Source organism: Haemophilus sputorum CCUG 13788, assembly GCF_000238795.1.
Lineage (GTDB): Bacteria > Pseudomonadota > Gammaproteobacteria > Enterobacterales > Pasteurellaceae > Haemophilus_A > Haemophilus_A sputorum.
Map to the genome: position 1 here is coordinate 44,477 of NZ_AFNK01000035.1, position 18,424 is coordinate 62,900.

Below are 18,424 nucleotides of genomic sequence, written 5' to 3' on the forward strand. Positions count from 1 at the left end.
GTAAATTAAGCTAAATTAAACAGCTTACGTAAATAGCAAGCGACGGCTTCATCTTTATTCTCACCAATCACTTCATGCTCAGGTAATAGGGCTTTAAGTCGCTTATCAGCGTTTCCCATTACACAGCCTTTTCCAGCGCGAGCGAGCATCTCTTTATCATTTAAGCCATCCCCAAAAGCAATGCAATCGCTAAGTTGATAGCCTCGATGTGTAACAAGTTCATCTAAAGCATTTGCTTTGGACACATTTTTATTCATCACTTCTAGACACTGTGGCGTGGAATAAGTCATATAAACTTGTTCACCGAATTTAGCTTGGATATAAGCCTCAATCGGGGCGAGATCTGCTGGTGTTCTGCCGATATAAAAAACTTTTTCGGTTTCTCTACCGTGATGATTCTGGAAATCAACCACTTTGTAGCAATATCCTGAATCTTGATGGTATTTTTTCAATGCTTCAATATCCACGTTGATAAACCAATCATCGCCTTGATAGCTATTTAAACAAACATTCAGTGGGTCAAATGGCACTGACATTAAAGCTTTGGCTAAATTTTCTGGTAAATAGTGATTCAATACCGTTTTACCCGATAAAAAATTCGCTCGTGCCCCATTTGAGGTGACCAACATAGCCTCATCAACGGGCACTTTTTTAATCAGATGTTTCACATCCGGATAATTACGCCCCGTAGCAAAATAAATATCAACCCCTTTTTTAGCAAGCTGACTAAGAGTTTGAATCGTAAATTCTCCGATTCGATGCTCCCCGTTAAGCAATGTGCCATCCAAATCTGAAATAATGGCTTTAAACGGCATGGTCATAAAGACTCCTTAGATTAAAAATTATCAAAGCTAGCCTATCAAATTCTCTAGGTTTGTTCAAAGAGAATCCTTTCATTTGATAGCTCATTTCAAATTGATTAAAAAATCATCAAACACTCCTTAAGATTAAATTACTTTAATTTTCAATAATTATTTAACATTTATTTGACATCACCATCTAAACTTGACACATTCATCTATAAATCAACATATCTTTAGCATTTTACGCTATTTGAAATCACAATTTAATCTAGTAAACGTTTGCGCAAAGTGAAATACACTATTGACAATACTCCAAATGAGTTTAATATACACAGCGCAAACAAATTACAATGCAAACACAAACACACACAACAATGGAAAAACAACTCTCACTCCGATTATCTCTGTTATCGTATTTTTGATGCGAGGATAAAGATTGTCTGAGAAATGAGTTCACTATCCACAACTTTCGCCCGCATCTCCATGCGGGCTTTTTTTATCTCTAAAAAGAGAATACAATCAAAGCGTTTGTGGCAAAACCATTCCCACACAACGCATACAGAGGACTGATTATGAGCAATAACAACATTATTATTTTTGATACAACTCTTCGTGATGGTGAACAAGCATTAAAAGCGAGCTTAACCGTAAAAGAAAAATTACAAATTGCTTTAGCGCTTGAACGTTTAGGTGTGGATGTGATGGAAGTGGGTTTTCCAGTATCTTCTCAAGGGGATTTTGAATCTGTACAAACGATTGCACGTCATATCAAAAATAGTCGTGTAGCCGCACTTTCTCGCGCAGTCGATAAAGATATTGATGCAGCTTATGAGGCATTAAAAGTGGCTGAAGCTTTTCGTATTCATACCTTTATTGCCAGCTCAGCATTACATGTTGAGGCTAAATTAAAACGTTCTTTCGATGATGTGGTAGAAATGGCTGTGGCAGCTGTGAAACGTGCACGCAACTATACCGATGATGTGGAATTCTCTTGTGAAGATGCAGGCCGTACCGGAATTGATAATATCTGCCGAATTGTAGAAGCTGCCATTAACGCTGGCGCAACAACGGTTAATATTCCAGATACAGTAGGTTTCTGCTTACCAAATGAATATGGCAACATCATTGCTCAAGTGCGTAACCGCGTACCAAATATTGATAAAGCGATTATTTCCGTGCATTGCCATAATGACTTAGGTATGGCAACTGCAAACTCCTTAACCGCAGTACAAAATGGCGCAAGACAAATTGAGTGTACCATTAACGGTATTGGCGAACGTGCAGGTAATACCGCATTAGAAGAAGTGGTGATGGGAATTAAAACCCGCCAAGATTTTATGGGCGTAGATACGCGCATTAACACACAAGAAATTCACCGTGTTAGCCAAATGGTTAGCCAACTTTGTAATATGCCGATTCAGCCGAATAAAGCAATTGTAGGTTCAAATGCCTTTGCGCACTCTTCTGGTATTCACCAAGATGGCATGTTGAAAAACAAAAATACCTATGAAATCATGTCACCAGAAACCATTGGCTTGAAGAAAGAGAAATTAAACTTAACCGCACGCTCTGGTCGCGCAGCCGTGAAAGGTCACATGGCAGATATGGGTTACACCGAGCAAGATTATGATTTAGATAAATTATATGATGCTTTCTTAAAATTAGCCGATAAAAAAGGCCAAGTGTTCGATTATGATTTGGAAGCCTTAGCATTTATCGATATGCAACAAGGTGATGAAGATCGTTTAGTATTAGATAAACTTTCTGCCCACTCCACTAAAGAATATCCGGCCACAGCTTTTGTTCAAATCGAACTAGATGGTGAGAAATTAAGTACTTCTTCAATCGGTGGTAACGGCCCAGTAGATGCCGTTTATAATGCGATTTTGAACTTGACTGGCTTAGAGATCAAAATGTCTCACTATAACTTAACCGCTAAAGGAGAAGGTGCTGAAGCCTTAGGTCAGGTAGATATTGTGGTTGAACACGAAGGCCGTAAATTCCACGGTGTAGGTTTGGCGACAGACATTGTTGAATCTTCCGCACTTGCCTTAGTTCACGCCATCAATGCGATTTATCGTGCGCATAAAGTGGCGAATTTAAAAGCTAAACACTAATCCAAAACTAAAGCTTGAAAAGCAAAAAGCGAGTGGCATAATTTACATCCACTCGCTTTTATTTTTATTGTAACTAACTGCGCGTTGCCGCTTTCATTTCACTAACAAAAGCCGATAATTCTCGAATTAAATTGGCTTGGTTATCTAAATTACGTTCAATAATTTTTACAATCGCCGAGCCTGAAATCGCACCATCACAACCTAGCGCTAGCGCTTCTTTGACTTGTTCTGGTTTGGCAATACCGAAGCCTTGCAAAATTGGAGCAGAATTCGACCGCTTGAGGCTTTCAACTAATGTATCTAAATTGCCAGCATGAGATTGGTTTTCGGCACTAGTTACCCCTGCACGAGAAACTAAATAGGTATAACCTTCGGTTAAGTTGGCAATACGAGAAATTGTGGCTTCATCTGCGTTGGGCGGGCAAATAAACACAGGTTGAATACCATGTACTTTTGCAGTTGGTACAAACTCTTCTGCAGCTAAGATTGGTAAATCTGCAATTAACACCGCATCAACGCCTGCCTTTTGGCAGCGTTTAAAGAAAGCTTCTTGAGTCGGTACAAAAACCAAATTAGCACACAACAGCAAACCAATCGGCATTTCTGGATATTTTGCGCGGATTTTCTCAATCAACTCAAAGCAATTATCTGTGCTAAAACCGCCATCTAATGCCCGTTTATTGGCTGCCTGAATCACCGGCCCATCTAAAAGTGGATCAGAAAACGGAAAACCTAGCTCTAATGCATCCGCACCGTTGGCAATTAAAGTTTCAATAATTTCAAATGAACGGTCAAAATCTGGATCGCAAAGGGTCACAAATGGCACAAATGCCCCTTCATTTTTTGCTTTTAAGCTTTGAAATAAAGTGTCAAAACGGCTCATTAGTTTGCTCCTCCATTTAAAATTTTATCTACGGTAAAAATGTCTTTATCGCCACGTCCTGATAAATTCACCACTAATAATTGTTCTTTTTCTGGTTGTTGTTTAATCAGTTTTAACGCATAAGCTAAAGCGTGAGAAGATTCTAATGCAGGAATAATCCCTTCATGTCTTGCTAGCGCTTGGAATGCTTCTAAAGCCTCATCATCAGTAATAGAAACATATTCCGCTCGGCCTGTTGCATTCAAATAAGCATGCTGTGGCCCTACTGATGGGAAATCTAGTCCAGCTGAAATTGAATAGGATTCTTCAATTTGTCCATCTTTATCTTGCATAATTGGCGATTTCATACCGAAATAGATACCCGTTGTGCCATGTTTAAGCGGTGCGCCATGCTCGCCTGTTTCAATCCCTTTACCAGCTGGCTCAACACCAATTAACCCAACTGCAGTTTCATCAATAAAATCGGCAAACATACCAATCGCATTTGAACCGCCACCGACAGCGGCAATCACCGCATCTGGTAAGCGCCCTTCTCTTTCAAGAATTTGACGTTTGGTTTCAATGCCAATCATTTTCTGAAATTCTCTTACCATTGTTGGGAATGGATGTGGCCCTGCAGCCGTGCCAATTAAGTAATGAGTGGTTTCATAATTAGCAGCCCAATCTCGCATTGCTTCACAGCAAGCATCTTTTAACGAACAAGAGCCTTTTTGCACTGGAATAACTTCAGCCCCCATTAAACGCATACGAAACACGTTTGGAGATTGGCGTTCCACATCTTTTGCGCCCATATAAACCACACAAGGCATATCTAACATAGCGCACGCTAAGGCAGTCGCGACACCATGCTGACCTGCGCCAGTTTCAGCAATAATTCTCGTTTTCCCCATGCGTTTTGCCAATAAAATTTGGCCTAAAACTTGGTTAGTTTTATGTGCACCACCATGTAATAAATCTTCTCGTTTAAGGTAAAGTTTAGTTTTACTGCCTTTCGTTAAGTTACGACAAAGCGTTAAAGCGGTTGGGCGACCTGCATAATTTTTCAGTAAATCGGCAAATTCGGCTTGAAATGTAGGATCGTTTTGCGCTTCAACAAAAGCTTGCTCAAGCTGTTTTAGTACAGGCACTAAAATTTCCGGTACATACATTCCCCCAAATTCACCGAAATAAGGGTTTAAAAGTGTGTCTGACATATTTTGTTATTTCCTTTTTAATTTTTTGTTCGATTGCTTTTATAAAGAATGGCTTAAAAACGGCGTACTCAGCACGCCCTTAAGGTACCCCATCTATTATTTTCGGCTGACTGACATACCCGCAAAACTTTGTGCAGTTGGCATAACTTCAATGCGGTTAATATTGACATGCTCTGGTTGTTGATTTAGCCATAGCACAATATTAGCAATATCCTCTGGGCTAACATACTCAACATTTTCATAAACCTTCGCTGCTTTTTCATCATCGCCATGGAAGCGCACATTTGAAAATTCTGTACCACCACATAAGCCCGGCTCAACATTGGTTACTCGTACATTGGTGCCGGCTAAATCTGCACGCAGATTCAAGCTAAATTGCTTCACAAACGCTTTCGTTCCACCGTAAACATTGCTACCCGCATAAGGATAATTTCCTGCAATTGAGCCTAAATTGATAACATGCCCCGTATTACGCGCTACCATTTCAGGTAAAATTAAACGGGTAACCGTAATCAAGCCTTTAATGTTCGTATCAATCATCTGATACCAATCTGCTAAATTTGCTTGATGTGCTTGCTCAAGCCCTAAAGCAAGCCCTGCATTATTTACTAATAAATCAACATGCTTCCAACCTTCAGGACGGCTATTTAATGCCTGTTCAGTCGCTTTTTCATCGCTCACATCAAATGCAAGCGGTAAGAAATTATTGCCTAATTGCGAATGTAACTCTGCTAAACGCGCTGCGCGTCTGCCAGTTCCAATCACTTTATAACCTGAAGCAATCAGCAATTTACAAATAGCCGTACCAAATCCTGCTGTTGCGCCAGTCACTAATGCGGTTCTCATGTTTACTCCTCATTTTAACTTGTACTATTAAAGTAGTACATTTTTATTTTTGATGCAAGTAGAAGCGGTGTGATTTTGCAAAAAATTCACAAAATCACACCGCTAGCATTAAACTTCGTCAATCACAAACTCAAACCACTCAATCACATCCTTTTCGTGAACGCCATTGGCAATCAGAATTTGCGCTTGTTTAACGGAGTCAGGTCGTTGGGAAATGAGTGGATGCCAATCAAACAACGGCTTACCTTCATAAAGTAGGCGATAAGCACAAGTTTTAGGCAACCAGCCGAAATCAGGTAAATTCTTTTTGGTGAGCTTAGTGCAATCTTGCTCGATTTTAAAACGGTTCGGATAATTCGTGCATCTTCCCGTTTCCACATCTAAAAGATTGCATGCCACGCGCGTATAATAAAGTCGCTCTCGCTTGCCTCTGCCTAAAATATATTTACGATAGCAGCATTTGCCACAGCCATCGCACAGCGCTTCCCACTCGGCATCATTCATTTCAAGCAGACTTTTATGCTTCCAAAATTCAGGGGTAATTTGTATTTGTTGGTCGTTTTGTTTCATACCGCAGATTCTAACATATTAGCCTGCATAACGCTGAGTTAAACGCGCTAAATTTTGTGCAAAATAGGTTGGGCTTTTTAAATAAGCTTGCATTTGCGCCCAATCAAATTCGGTTTTTAACTGTTGATTTAGTGTGGCTAAATAAGCGCTATTTTCTGGATATTCTCGAATATAATCTGCCAACAGCGCTTCTTGTTTTAGCAAAGAATCGGCTTTGAGGATTTTTGCAATTTCTTCTGAAAATTTAACCGCTTGTCCTAAATAATATCCACGTTGTGCCTTGCTTAAATCGCTAAACCATATACCTTGCATGACCGGCATTTGGGCAATTAACGCCAAAATATCTTTTAACTGCCCTGTTTTTAATTCAAACTCAAGCTCGCAAATTTTACATTCTCCCAATGGATTTCGAATATTACCCTGATCTAACGCAATTTCGATTTGTGATTGCTGATAGTTAACTAGCCAAATATGTCGAGTAAAATCAGTACTGAAAGTCGGTAACAATTCGGCATTGATTTGAGCTGCATTTTCAAACCCTAACTGGAAATGTGTATTCAACTTAGCAAAATCAGGTTTAGGTTCATTTAATGGCAAATTATATTCAGGGCGGATGTGCACGCCATCAACGACTTTTCCTGCCGTTTTAAGTGTCATTTCATAGCGGGTATTTTCAGTGCGAACACGCAATCCCATTTGTTCATGGGCAAAAAAGCGATCTGGGGTGTCGTAATAAGTGTTACCTAAAACCACTTGATGATGCGCTGCATTCGGTAGGCCATTTAACCACGCCTGCATTTTCGCCACATTTTCTGATGCTAATCTGATTTTCAATTCAATTTCTGCGGTTTCTGCCAGCTTTGCCATTTTTTACCTCGCTGTTTTTTGCTATTATTTGGCTAATTTTTCGCTTTCTGCATTGTAACAATGTTTCATCAAATCCAAAATAAACTCCATAAATTCGTCCAACGTGGTTTAGATAATCATATTCGCTTAGCCGTGACTGGATTAAGCCGTAGTGGCAAGACCGCATTTATTACCAGTCTTGTCGATCAGCTTTTGCATATTCGCAAAGATGAGGCAAATCATCTTAATCTTTTTGCGCCAGCACGCCATCATCAAATTCTTTCAGTTAAGCGTATTGAACATGGCGATCTCACTATTCCTCGTTTTGATTACGATAGAAACCGCCAATGTTTAGAAAGCCAACCGCCGATTTGGGCGCCATCTACCACTGGCATTAGCGAGATTCGCCTTGCCATTCGCTATCAGCGACAAAATGGGCTACTCAAACACTTTAAAGAAACAGGCACGCTCTATTTAGATATTTTTGATTATCCGGGTGAATGGTTGCTTGATTTGCCAATGCTTTCGCAAGATTTCAAAACATGGTCGCAAAGCCAACAGCAAGTGCACGTTGGTCAACGGGCAGAATTAGCACAAGACTACTTACAAGCGGTCGAAAATCTTGATCTTTTTGCAAAAACCAATGAAAACCAACTCGCTGAGATTAGCGAACAATACACTCATTACCTGTTTGCTTGTAAAGATGCTGGTATGCAATACATTCAACCGGGGCGATTTGTGCTGCCAACAGAAATCATGAAAGGAGCACCGATTTATCAATTTTTCCCGTTATTAAATCAAACTGAAGCAGACTGGCAAAAATTAGAAAATAGCCCGAAAAATAGTGCTTACCATACATTGAAAAAACGCTATCAGGCTTATCAAGAAAAAATTGTGAAACCATTTTATCAAGATTATTTTTCACAATTTGACCGCCAAGTCATTTTAGCGGACTGCTTAACACCGCTAAATCATGGTTATGAAGCCTTTTTGGAAATGAAGCTTGGTTTACAACAACTGTTTAAGCATTTCCATTATGGCAATCGCTCGCTGTTTCATCGCCTATTTTCGGCTCAAATTGATAAACTCTTATTTGTGGCAACTAAAGCTGACCACATTACTAGCGACCAGCTGCCTAATCTTGAAAGCCTTATGCGTCAGTTGGTACAAGAAGGTGGGCGTCATGCAGAATTTGAAGGGATTGAAACGGGTTATCACGCAATTTCCGCTATTCGTGCAACCGATCCTGTTATTACCAAACAAAATGATGTGGCAATTAAAGCGATTCGAGGTATTCGTAGCCAAGACCGCAAACTGATTACGCTATATCCGGGAGATGTGCCTAATCGCTTACCCTCAAAAAGTTATTGGCAATTTAACCGATTTGAGTTCGACCAATTCGAGCCGAAAGCGGTCGAATTTGACCAGCCGATTGCACATTTACGAATGGACGCTGCCTTACAGTTCCTATTGGCTGATCTGCTAGATTAAGGTAGAATTTCATTTATTTTTATTAAGTTTGAATATTATGGCAAAAAAACCTAAAGTTGCTTCAAATACTATTGCGCTAAATAAACGCGCACGACATGAATATTTTATTGAAGAAGAAATTGAAGCCGGCTTAGAACTCCAAGGTTGGGAAGTGAAATCTCTGCGCGCCGGTAAAGCTAATATTGGGGATAGCTATGTTACCTTTAGAAACGGCGAAGCCTTTTTATTCGGTGCAACCATTACCCCGCTGAATATGGCGTCAACACATATCGTTGCCGACCCAACTAGAACCAGAAAATTATTACTCAATAAACGAGAACTCGATTCACTCTTTGGTAAAGTGAACCGAGATGGAATGACTGTTGTTGCCCTTTCCCTTTATTGGAAAGCCGCTTGGGCAAAAGTGAAAATTGGTGTGGCAAAAGGCAAAAAATTACACGATAAACGTGAAGATATTAAAGACCGCGAATGGCAAGTTGCTAAACAACGTATTATGAAAAACGCGAACCGTGGTTAACGATTAAATTACATAATTAAGGAAACATTATGATCGACCAAAATTTATTAAGAACGCAATTAGATGAAGTAGCTCAAGCGCTAAAAATTAAGCGTAACTTTGTTTTAGATATTGAACAAGTTAAGGCATTAGAAGAACAACGTAAAGCGCTACAAGTTAAAACAGAAACCCTACAAGCAGAACGCAACGCACGTTCTAAAAACATTGGTGCAGCAAAAGCTCGTGGCGAAGATATTTCTGCATTATTGGCAGAAGTGGATAACATGGGCAATGAATTAAATGAAGCAAAAGTGGCATTAGACCAAGTTCAAGCTGAAATTAAAGCCTTATTGTTATCTGTACCAAATTTACCTGCAGAAGAAGTGCCTCTTGGTAAAGATGATTCAGAAAACTTAGAAGTTTTACGTTGGGGAACGCCTCGCCAATTTGATTTTGAAGTGAAAGATCACGTGGCATTAGGTGAAACATTAAATGGTTTAGATTTTGGTGCAGGGGCAAAATTAACTGCAAGCCGCTTTGTCGTGATGAAGGGTAAAATTGCGAAATTACACCGTGCATTATCTCAATTCATGTTAGATTTACACACCGAACAACACGGCTATTTAGAAACCAACGTACCATTTTTAGTAAACCATGACTCTTTATTTGGTACCGGTCAATTACCAAAATTCGGCGAAGATTTATTCCACACTCAACCATTAACTGGACAAGACCCAAATGAAGTTCAACGTTCATTTAGCTTAATTCCAACAGCTGAAGTTCCAGTAACTAACCTTGTGCGTGATGAAATTATTGATGAAGAATCACTACCTCTAAAACTCACGGCGCATACACCATGTTTCCGTTCAGAAGCAGGTTCTTACGGTCGTGATACTCGTGGCTTAATTCGTATGCACCAATTCGAAAAAGTAGAAATGGTACAAATCGTTGCGCCAGAAAAATCTATGGAAGCGTTAGAAGAACTGACTGGACACGCAGAAAAAGTATTACAATTATTAAACTTACCTTATCGTAAAGTGCTCCTTTGCACAGGTGATATGGGCTTTGGTTCTTGCAAAACTTACGACTTAGAAGTGTGGCTACCGGCACAAAATACTTACCGTGAAATCTCTTCTTGTTCAAATATGTGGGATTTCCAAGCGCGTCGTATGCAAGCACGTTGCAAATCTCGTGGCGATAAGAAAACTCGCTTTGTTCACACCTTAAATGGTTCTGGTTTAGCGGTTGGTCGTACCCTTGTTGCGGTGTTAGAAAACTACCAAAATGCAGACGGCTCAATTACCGTACCAGAAGTATTACGTCCATATATGGGTGGCTTAGAAGTCATTAGTGCTTAATCAGCCGTACTTAAGGCATCATTCATTGTAAGGCGTGCAATGCACGCCTTTTTAACATCATTATTTTTGTGACAATTTTGCAAAATACCGCTCAAATTTAACCGCTTTCACTATGATATTTTTTACCGATTTAACCCTCAAAAGGGGGCTTTCTGTTTTATTAGACAAAACCTCAGCAACTATTCATACCGGTCAAAAAGTGGGATTAGTCGGCAAAAACGGCTGTGGGAAATCCTCTCTTTTTGCCCTCATTAAAAACGAACTTCAGCCTGAAGGCGGTGAAGTTTCACTTCCTAAAAACTGGTCAATTTCGTGGGTAAATCAAGAAACGCCCGCGCTAGATTGCAGTGCGATTGATTATGTTATTTTAGGTGATCGAGAATATACCGCGTTAAATGAGCAACTTGAGATTGCAAACCATGAAAATGATGGGAATAAAATCGCCACACTTCATGCCCAGCTAGATACCATTGATGCTTGGACAATCCAAGCGCGTGCAGCGACGTTATTAAACGGCTTAGGCTTCTCTACTGAACAACTTACGTTACCGGTAAAATCATTTTCTGGTGGTTGGCGAATGCGCTTAAATTTAGCACAAGCGTTGATTTGCCGTTCTGACTTATTGTTATTAGATGAACCGACTAACCACTTGGATTTAGATGCTGTCATTTGGTTGGAAAAATGGCTAACTAATTATCGAGGTACTTTAATTTTAATTTCACACGACCGAGATTTCCTTGACCCCATTATTGATCGCGTCATTCATATTGAACATCAACAACTTCACGAATACACAGGAAATTACACCTCGTTTGAAATTCAGCGTGCGACCAAAATTGCCCAACAAAATGCCGCTTTTCAACAACAGCAACGCAAAGTTGCCCATTTACAAAGCTTTATTGATCGCTTTAAAGCTAAAGCGACTAAAGCTAAACAGGCACAAAGCCGTATTAAAGCTTTAGAAAAAATGGAATTGATTGCGCCAGCTTATGCGGATTCTCCATTTGAATTTGAATTTAAACCACCATTTTCACTGCCTAGCCCGCTGCTCATGATGGAAAAAGTCAGTGCAGGCTATGCAGATAAAATCGTATTAGAGTCAGTAAAATTAAACCTTGTTCCTGGCTCTCGTATTGGTTTGCTCGGACGAAACGGCGCAGGGAAATCAACGTTAATTAAATTATTAGCAGGAGAAATCCCACCATTAAGCGGTAACATTCAATTAGCTAAAGGCGTTCAATTAGGCTATTTTGCACAACATCAAGTCGATACCCTGCGTTTTGATGAAAGCCCATTGTGGCATTTACAAAAATTAGCACCTGAAAAAACTGAACAAGAATTACGCAACTATTTAGGTGGCTTTGATTTTAAAGGAGATAAAGTCAATCAAGCGGTTACCTCTTTCTCTGGTGGTGAAAAAGCGCGTTTAGTATTAGCTTTAATTGTATGGCAACGACCAAACCTGCTGTTATTAGATGAGCCAACCAACCATTTAGACTTAGAAATGCGCCAAGCCCTAACCGATGCGCTGACTTATTATGAAGGTTCATTAGTGGTGGTTTCGCACGATCGTCATTTACTCCGTTCAACCGTCAATGAATTCTACTTGGTGCACGATCACAAAGTCGAAGAGTTTAAAGGCGACTTAGAGGATTATCAAAAATGGCTGAATGAACAAAATGCCCTATTATTAGCGACAAAACCAGCTGAAACTAACGAAATAACAGGAAATACAAGTGGTGGTATTTCTGCGCAAGATCGTAAAGAGCAAAAAAGACAGGAAGCGGAACTGCGTCAACAAACAGCACCATTGCGTAAAACGATTAGCCAATTGGAAAAAAATTTAGAAAAAGCGACCGCTTGTTTAGCCGAATTAGAAGCCTTACTGGCATCTAGCGAAATCTATGAGGCGGAAAATAAAGCAAAACTGACTGAAACATTGGCAAAACAGGTTGAGGCGAAAAAACAAGTCGAAGAAATTGAAATGCAATGGCTTGAAGCGCAAGAAACTTTAGAAACAATGCTAAATGCATAGCAAAATAATGGCTAGGATTTCCTAGCCATTTTTATTGCGATTATGCTTGCACTTCAATTAACGGTTTGCCACTATCAGCTGCCACTAATTTGCCAACAGGAATCAACGGCGTATTGGCTAATTTTGCAATTTCTTGCACTTTTTCGACCGCTTGCGGTTGAACGGCAATCAATAGCCCCCCAGAAGTTTGCGGGTCACACAAAATTGCTTTTTGCTCATCGGTGATTGGAGAAAGTAAGTGCCCATAACTGTCAAAATTACGTTGTGTACCACCAGGCACGGCACCTTGCGCAATATACGCTTTTACCCCATCTAAGGTTTGAATATGCGCAAAATCAACCACTGCACGCACGTTCGAGCCTTCACAAATTTCTTTAAGATGCCCCAATAAACCAAAGCCCGTGACATCAGTCATTGCGGTTACTTCTTCCAGTTGCGAAAATTCTGCACCGATTAGGTTCATTTGGCACATTACATCACGCGCTAAGCCTTGATGTTCTGCTTTCAACAACCCTTTTTTCTCAGCCGTCGTTAACACACCAATCCCTAATGGTTTGGTTAAGAATAATTGACAGCCTACTTCAGCACTCGCATTTCGCTTAATTTTCTCAGTTGGGATAATACCTGTTACCGCTAAACCAAAAATAGGCTCAGGCGAGTCAATAGAATGCCCTCCCGCCAAAGCAATGCCCGCTTGTCGGCAAGCAAAACGACCACCTTCAACAATTTTTTGTGCCACTTCTGCCGGTAATTTATTCACGGGAAAACCTAAAATAGCAATCGCCATAATAGGTTTACCACCCATTGCAAAAATATCACTAATCGCATTTGTTGCCGCAATACGTCCAAAATCAAAAGGATCATCGACAATAGGCATAAAGAAATCCGTCGTGCTGATAATCGCCGTTCCGTTTCCAATATCATAAACGGCAGCATCATCAGCAGTTTCATTGCCCACTAATAAATTTGGATCGATAAAATTTTCTAGTTCACTGTGTAAAATAGTCCCTAAAACCTTAGGCGAAATTTTACAACCTCAACCAGCGCCATGGCTAAATTGTGTTAAACGAACAATTTCTGACATTTCTACTCCTTTGATAATACGTTTAAACTTTGCCTATGCTGCTTTCACAAAAACAGAAATAGACTCCAAGTGCCCCGTTTGCGGGAACATATCAATCATCGCGACTTTTTCAAGGCGATAACCTTGCTCAATAAGCTTTTGTGCATCACGCACAAGTGTTGCAGGATTACAAGAAACATAGCAAATCCGGTCAGGCGCCAAAGCACAAAGATGATCTAAACAAAACCATGCCCCATTTCTGGCTGGATCTAATAAAACTTTATTAAAGGGTTCTTGCGCCCAAGGCTGCTCAATAAACGGCTCATCTAAATTCGTTTGATAAAAAGCCACATTCTCTAATTGATTAAATTCAGCATTTTGTTTTGCCTGCTGCACCATCTCAATGACGCCTTCTACACCAACGACTTGCCCTGCCATTTTAGCAAGTGGCAAAGTAAAATTACCCACACCACAGAATAAATCTAAAATTCGGTCATTTTTGCTCGGCACCAACCATGCCAGTGCTTGAGACACCATTTTTGCATTCAACTCAGCATTTACTTGAATGAAATCTCTCATCGAAAAACCGATCTGACAACCGCTAACCACATAATAAGGAGATTGCCCACACCAATGCTCAATCTGTTGTTCGCTGATCATCACGAAAAGGCTTAACTCTTCGCGCGCTGCGAAAATCTTTAAGGCTGCTGCATCTTTTTCAGAAAGAGTACCAACATGACGAAATAGCATTGCAATGGTGTTATCTGCTTGAACCAATTCAATATGACCTAACGCCTTTTTATTTTGCCAAGCAGTTAAAAGTTCGCTTAATTTTGGCAAAAGCGCAGAAAGGCTAGGCAATAGCACTTCGCATTCCGTTAATGGAATAATATGGTTTGAACCTTGTTGGCGAAATCCCATCACCACTTTTCCAGCTTGTAAGGCAATACTTAACCGAGTACGGCGGCGATAACCTTTCGGTTCACCAACAATCATTGGTTGAAAATCAATTGGCGTATTTTGCAGTTTTTGAAGCCGTTGAAATAGGGCTTTTTGCTTAGTTTCGCGTTGTAATGCCAAAGGAATGTGTTGCATTTGACAACCACCACATTCATCATACACCGCACAACTGGGTAATTGGCGTTCACTGGATTTTTTGAGAATTTTTACCGCTTTTCCATGTCCATATTGGCGTTTTTCATCAATAAGGCGCATCTCAATTTCTTCACCAGGCAATGCATTTTCAATAAACCACGTTTTACCTTCAATTTTTGCCACGCCTAAGCCTTGATAATCTAATGATTGGATTTTTACTTGGCGACAAGCGGTCGTTTTTTTCGCTTTTTTTGTAAATTTTTCAGAATAAAATTGTGCCATTTTTCTTAATTCGAAACTCTTTTACTAGGTATTATAGCGAAAAGCTGACTAAATATAAAAAAGGAAACACCAGCTGCTCCGATGAGCATTGCTGAACTTTATTATTTTTACCCAGTCCTATTTTTTGACGGTTATTGTTTAAATAACTTTAAAGACTTTATTTTTGTTCACTTAATTTTCATAAAGAAGGATTTCTATGAAAATATTGTCTAAAGCAACCTTAGTTGCATGTAGTTTTTTATACAAACACTAATTTTGCATTTTAGACTCGGAAAGCAACCGCTTGTAACGTTGTATAAACAACATTACAAGCGGTTTTTTCTTGGTTTTCTGGCAGAAAAATAGTGTTGGATTTGCTAAAATAGCTAGCTTACTTACTCGGAAGAAACTTTGCTTCAATTTTATATATAAAAAGGAGAATATCATGTTTGTCGTTGGACAACGCTGGCTTTCTTCAGCAGAAAACCAATTAGGGTTAGGCATTATTCAAGCCGTAGATAATCGCAGTGTGACTATTGCTTTTCCAGCTGCTGAAGAAGAACGAATTTATGCACTTAATGCCTCACCGCTCGTCCGTGTACAATTTCAAGTAGGTGATCGCATCCGTAGCAGCGAGGGCTGGCAGTTAGTTGTTGAGCAAGTTATCGACAATCAAGGTTTTAGTATCTATTTAGGAAAACGACTCGATACCGAAGAAGAAGCCGTGCTACCTGAAATGCAGCTAGATCACAAAATCACTTTCAGCAAACCACAAGATCGCCTCTTCTCTGCTCAAATTGATCGTGCTGACCGTTTTGCCCTACGCTATCAAGCACTACAACATCAACAAGCGCAGTTTTTATCGCCGCATCGTGGTATGCGTGGCATTCGTGCAAGTCTCATTCCGCATCAATTACACATTGCCAAAGAAGTTGGGCAACGCTTAGCTCCTCGCGTGTTACTTGCTGATGAAGTTGGTTTAGGTAAAACCATCGAGGCTGGAATGATTTTGCAACAACAACTTTTCGCTGGCCGAGCTGAACGCGTGCTTATTTTGGTGCCAGAAAGCCTACAACATCAATGGCTAGTTGAAATGTTGCGCCGTTTTAATCTTAAATTCTCTTTATTTGATGAAGAACGCTGTGCTGATTTTGATAGAAGCGAAGACGATGAAACCCCAGCTGATAATCCATTTGAAAGCGAATCTTTAGTGATTGCCTCAATTCAATGGTTAGCAAGTCATCCCCATCGAGCAGCACAACTTCTCGGCTGCGAATGGGATATGCTAATTGTGGATGAAGCACACCATCTTGCTTGGTCGGTTGATACGCCAAGTGAGGCTTACCTATTAGTGGAAAAACTTGCAAAACAGATTCCTTCTGTTTTGTTACTGACGGCTACACCTGAACAACTTGGACAAGAAAGCCATTTTGCTCGCTTAGCATTATTAGATCCCGATAGATTCTACGATTACGAAGCCTTTGTTGCTGAACAACAAGCCTATAAACCCGTTGCTGATGCGGTCGCCACTTTATTAAACGATAAACCACTGACTGCGGCAGAACAAAATAGTATTGCTGAACTTTTAAGCGAAGAAGATACTGAGCCAATGTTTAAGGTTATCAATGGTAAAAATATTGCAGAATCTGACCGCTTGCAAGCGCGTCAATCGCTCATTAGCGAGCTTATCGATCGCCACGGAACAAGCCGAGTATTATTCAGAAATACCCGTCAAGGTGTGAAAGGCTTCCCTCATCGCATTTATCATCAAATTACCTTAGAAATGCCTTCGCAATATGCTAATGCTTTGAAAGTAATGAATATGATGGGCGACTTAACCATCGCAGAACAGCTTTATCCGGAAAGTCTCTTCCAACGTATGAATCCTGCGGCAAAATGGACGGAATTTGATCCACGCGTTGAATGGTTAATCAGCTTTCTTAAAAATCACCGTGAAGAGAAAATTCTACTGATTTGTAAACAAGCACAAACTGCAATTTCATTAGAACAAGCGCTTCGTGAGCGCGAAGGAATTCGCTCTGCGGTATTCCATGAAAAAATGTCCATTGTTGAGCGCGATAAAGCGGCTGCTTACTTTGCCCAACAAGAAGATGGCGCGCAAGTGTTAATCAGTTCTAACATCGGTTCTGAAGGGCGTAACTTCCAATTTGCAAGTCAGTTAATTCTCTTTAACTTGCCGGACAACCCTGATCTACTAGAACAAAGTATTGGGCGATTAGATCGTATTGGGCAAAAACAGGATATTCAAATTTATGTCCCTTGCTTTGAGAACACAATGCAAATGGTACTTGCCAGCTGGTATCATCAAGGGTTAAATGCCTTCGAAGAGACCTGCCCGATGGGTTCAACCTTATTCCGTGAATTTGGTGAAACGTTACAAAGCTATTTACGCACACCACAAGCGGTCGGATTTGAAGAATTTCTTGCAAAAACCCGTGCTCGTCAACAACAGTTGAAAATCGCTTTAGAGCAAGGTCGCGATCGTTTATTAGAACTCAACTCAAATGGTGGAGAAGCAGCTCAAACCTTAGCACAAGCTATTCAGGCAGAAGATAATAATCCTCATTTGGTGAATTTTGCCCTAAATCTGTTTGATGTGATTGGGCTTGAACAAGAAGACTTAGGCGAGCAGTCTATTGTGATTACCCCAACCGGGCATATGCTTGTTCCCGATTTTCCGGGCATCGAAGAAGATGGAACAACCGTCACCTTCGATCGCGAACTGGCCTTAACGCGAGAAGAATTGGCATTCTTAACTTGGGATCACCCAATGATTCGCAACGGAATTGATTTGATTGTTTCAGGCGATATTGGCAAATGTGCCGTTTCACTATTGATTAACAAGCATTTACCACCAGGCACCTTGTTACTTGAAACCATCTATGTTTTAGAAACACAAGCCCCTAAAGGACTAAATCTAAGCCGCTTTTTACCTCCAACACCAATTCGCGTGTTGCTCGATAACAAAGGTAATAATATGGCTGCACAGGTTTCTTTTACTGGGCTTGAAAAACAGTTAAAACCGGTCAATAAACAAATGGCGAATCAAATTGTAACGATGGCAAAAAATGATATTCGTAAACTTATTGCCATCAGTGAACAACGTGTTCAACCACAAGCACAAACGATGATGCAAGAATCGAAGCAACTTGCTGATAACGCATTAAGTGCGGAATTACACCGCTTAACGGCCTTACAAGCGGTTAATAAAAATATCCGAGCTGATGAAATTGCATTGCTTGAGGCACAAAAATCGCAAACATTGCATCATCTAAGTCAAGCGACTTGGCGCTTAGATAGCTTACGTGTGATTGTAAGCATGCAAGAATCGTAAACCGCTATGATA

The 18,424-nt window shown here is 40.2% G+C and carries 14 protein-coding genes; 6 read left to right on the forward strand and 8 right to left on the reverse strand.

Annotation, left to right across the window (positions count from 1 at the left end; translation table 11 throughout):
- Window positions 1-5: 5 nt before the first annotated feature.
- On the reverse strand, window positions 6-821 hold the full coding sequence (locus tag HSP_RS0105130) for a Cof-type HAD-IIB family hydrolase (protein WP_007523237.1): 816 nt from the start codon (window positions 819-821) through the stop codon (window positions 6-8).
- A gap of 554 nt (window positions 822-1,375) precedes the next feature.
- Here HSP_RS0105130 and leuA point away from each other — a divergent pair.
- Complete coding sequence (gene leuA / locus HSP_RS0105135) at window positions 1,376-2,920, forward strand: 2-isopropylmalate synthase (protein WP_007523128.1); 1,545 nt, start codon at window positions 1,376-1,378, stop codon at window positions 2,918-2,920.
- A gap of 73 nt (window positions 2,921-2,993) precedes the next feature.
- Here leuA and trpA read toward each other — a convergent pair whose 3' ends face one another.
- From trpA to HSP_RS0105160, 5 genes are all read right to left on the reverse strand, one after another.
- Window positions 2,994-3,803 (reverse strand): tryptophan synthase subunit alpha, encoded by an 810-nt coding sequence (gene trpA / locus HSP_RS0105140; RefSeq protein ID WP_007522977.1) that lies wholly within the window; start codon window positions 3,801-3,803, stop codon window positions 2,994-2,996.
- Window positions 3,803-4,996, reverse strand: coding sequence for a tryptophan synthase subunit beta (gene trpB / locus HSP_RS0105145; RefSeq protein ID WP_007523169.1), 1,194 nt, complete (start codon window positions 4,994-4,996; stop codon window positions 3,803-3,805). Before trpB ends, trpA begins: the two co-directional genes overlap by 1 nt.
- A gap of 96 nt (window positions 4,997-5,092) precedes the next feature.
- Window positions 5,093-5,842, reverse strand: coding sequence for an SDR family oxidoreductase (locus HSP_RS0105150; protein ID WP_007522970.1), 750 nt, complete (start codon window positions 5,840-5,842; stop codon window positions 5,093-5,095).
- Between the two features lie 108 nt (window positions 5,843-5,950).
- On the reverse strand, window positions 5,951-6,412 hold the full coding sequence (locus HSP_RS0105155; RefSeq protein WP_007523223.1) for a YcgN family cysteine cluster protein: 462 nt from the start codon (window positions 6,410-6,412) through the stop codon (window positions 5,951-5,953).
- A gap of 18 nt (window positions 6,413-6,430) precedes the next feature.
- On the reverse strand, window positions 6,431-7,279 hold the full coding sequence (locus HSP_RS0105160) for a CYTH domain-containing protein (RefSeq protein WP_007523160.1): 849 nt from the start codon (window positions 7,277-7,279) through the stop codon (window positions 6,431-6,433).
- Between the two features lie 60 nt (window positions 7,280-7,339).
- On the opposite strand from HSP_RS0105160, the gene HSP_RS0105165 reads away from it, so the two are divergent.
- The 4 genes from HSP_RS0105165 (at window position 7,340) to HSP_RS0105180 (ending at window position 12,638) form a co-directional block, all read left to right on the forward strand.
- Window positions 7,340-8,749 (forward strand): YcjX family GTP-binding protein, encoded by a 1,410-nt coding sequence (locus tag HSP_RS0105165; protein WP_007523205.1) that lies wholly within the window; start codon window positions 7,340-7,342, stop codon window positions 8,747-8,749.
- A gap of 37 nt (window positions 8,750-8,786) precedes the next feature.
- The gene (smpB, locus tag HSP_RS0105170) at window positions 8,787-9,266 is read left to right on the forward strand and encodes an SsrA-binding protein SmpB (protein ID WP_007523020.1); all 480 of its coding nucleotides are present in this window, start codon (window positions 8,787-8,789) and stop codon (window positions 9,264-9,266) included.
- A gap of 29 nt (window positions 9,267-9,295) precedes the next feature.
- Window positions 9,296-10,603 (forward strand): serine--tRNA ligase, encoded by a 1,308-nt coding sequence (gene serS / locus HSP_RS0105175; protein ID WP_007523188.1) that lies wholly within the window; start codon window positions 9,296-9,298, stop codon window positions 10,601-10,603.
- Between the two features lie 112 nt (window positions 10,604-10,715).
- Complete coding sequence (locus HSP_RS0105180) at window positions 10,716-12,638, forward strand: ABC transporter ATP-binding protein (RefSeq protein ID WP_007523079.1); 1,923 nt, start codon at window positions 10,716-10,718, stop codon at window positions 12,636-12,638.
- A 40-nt stretch (window positions 12,639-12,678) separates the two neighbouring features.
- On the opposite strand, the gene selD is transcribed toward HSP_RS0105180, so the two are convergent.
- Both selD and rlmD read right to left on the reverse strand, forming a co-directional pair.
- Window positions 12,679-13,722: a selenide, water dikinase SelD gene (gene selD / locus HSP_RS0105185; RefSeq protein ID WP_081466973.1), complete on the reverse strand. Its 1,044-nt coding sequence runs from the start codon at window positions 13,720-13,722 to the stop codon at window positions 12,679-12,681.
- 33 nt (window positions 13,723-13,755) lie between these two features.
- Window positions 13,756-15,078: a 23S rRNA (uracil(1939)-C(5))-methyltransferase RlmD gene (gene rlmD / locus HSP_RS0105190; protein ID WP_007523075.1), complete on the reverse strand. Its 1,323-nt coding sequence runs from the start codon at window positions 15,076-15,078 to the stop codon at window positions 13,756-13,758.
- 424 nt (window positions 15,079-15,502) lie between these two features.
- On the opposite strand from rlmD, the gene rapA reads away from it, so the two are divergent.
- Window positions 15,503-18,412, forward strand: a complete 2,910-nt coding sequence (gene rapA, locus HSP_RS0105195) for an RNA polymerase-associated protein RapA (RefSeq protein WP_007523176.1) — start codon at window positions 15,503-15,505, stop codon at window positions 18,410-18,412.
- Window positions 18,413-18,424: the final 12 nt, after the last annotated feature.

What these genes read in the sequence shown, in the direction of transcription:
- HSP_RS0105160 (WP_007523160.1), bottom strand. Translation starts at nt 7,279, where the DNA reads ATGGCAAAGCTGGCAGAAACCGCAGAAATTGAATTGAAAATCAGATTA.
- smpB (WP_007523020.1), top strand. Translation starts at nt 8,787, where the DNA reads ATGGCAAAAAAACCTAAAGTTGCTTCAAATACTATTGCGCTAAATAAA.
- HSP_RS0105180 (WP_007523079.1), top strand. Translation starts at nt 10,716, where the DNA reads ATGATATTTTTTACCGATTTAACCCTCAAAAGGGGGCTTTCTGTTTTA.
- HSP_RS0105165 (WP_007523205.1), top strand. Translation starts at nt 7,340, where the DNA reads ATGTTTCATCAAATCCAAAATAAACTCCATAAATTCGTCCAACGTGGT.
- trpB (WP_007523169.1), bottom strand. Translation starts at nt 4,996, where the DNA reads ATGTCAGACACACTTTTAAACCCTTATTTCGGTGAATTTGGGGGAATG.
- HSP_RS0105155 (WP_007523223.1), bottom strand. Translation starts at nt 6,412, where the DNA reads ATGAAACAAAACGACCAACAAATACAAATTACCCCTGAATTTTGGAAG.
- HSP_RS0105130 (WP_007523237.1), bottom strand. Translation starts at nt 821, where the DNA reads ATGACCATGCCGTTTAAAGCCATTATTTCAGATTTGGATGGCACATTG.
- rlmD (WP_007523075.1), bottom strand. Translation starts at nt 15,078, where the DNA reads ATGGCACAATTTTATTCTGAAAAATTTACAAAAAAAGCGAAAAAAACG.
- serS (WP_007523188.1), top strand. Translation starts at nt 9,296, where the DNA reads ATGATCGACCAAAATTTATTAAGAACGCAATTAGATGAAGTAGCTCAA.
- trpA (WP_007522977.1), bottom strand. Translation starts at nt 3,803, where the DNA reads ATGAGCCGTTTTGACACTTTATTTCAAAGCTTAAAAGCAAAAAATGAA.
- rapA (WP_007523176.1), top strand. Translation starts at nt 15,503, where the DNA reads ATGTTTGTCGTTGGACAACGCTGGCTTTCTTCAGCAGAAAACCAATTA.
- HSP_RS0105150 (WP_007522970.1), bottom strand. Translation starts at nt 5,842, where the DNA reads ATGAGAACCGCATTAGTGACTGGCGCAACAGCAGGATTTGGTACGGCT.
- leuA (WP_007523128.1), top strand. Translation starts at nt 1,376, where the DNA reads ATGAGCAATAACAACATTATTATTTTTGATACAACTCTTCGTGATGGT.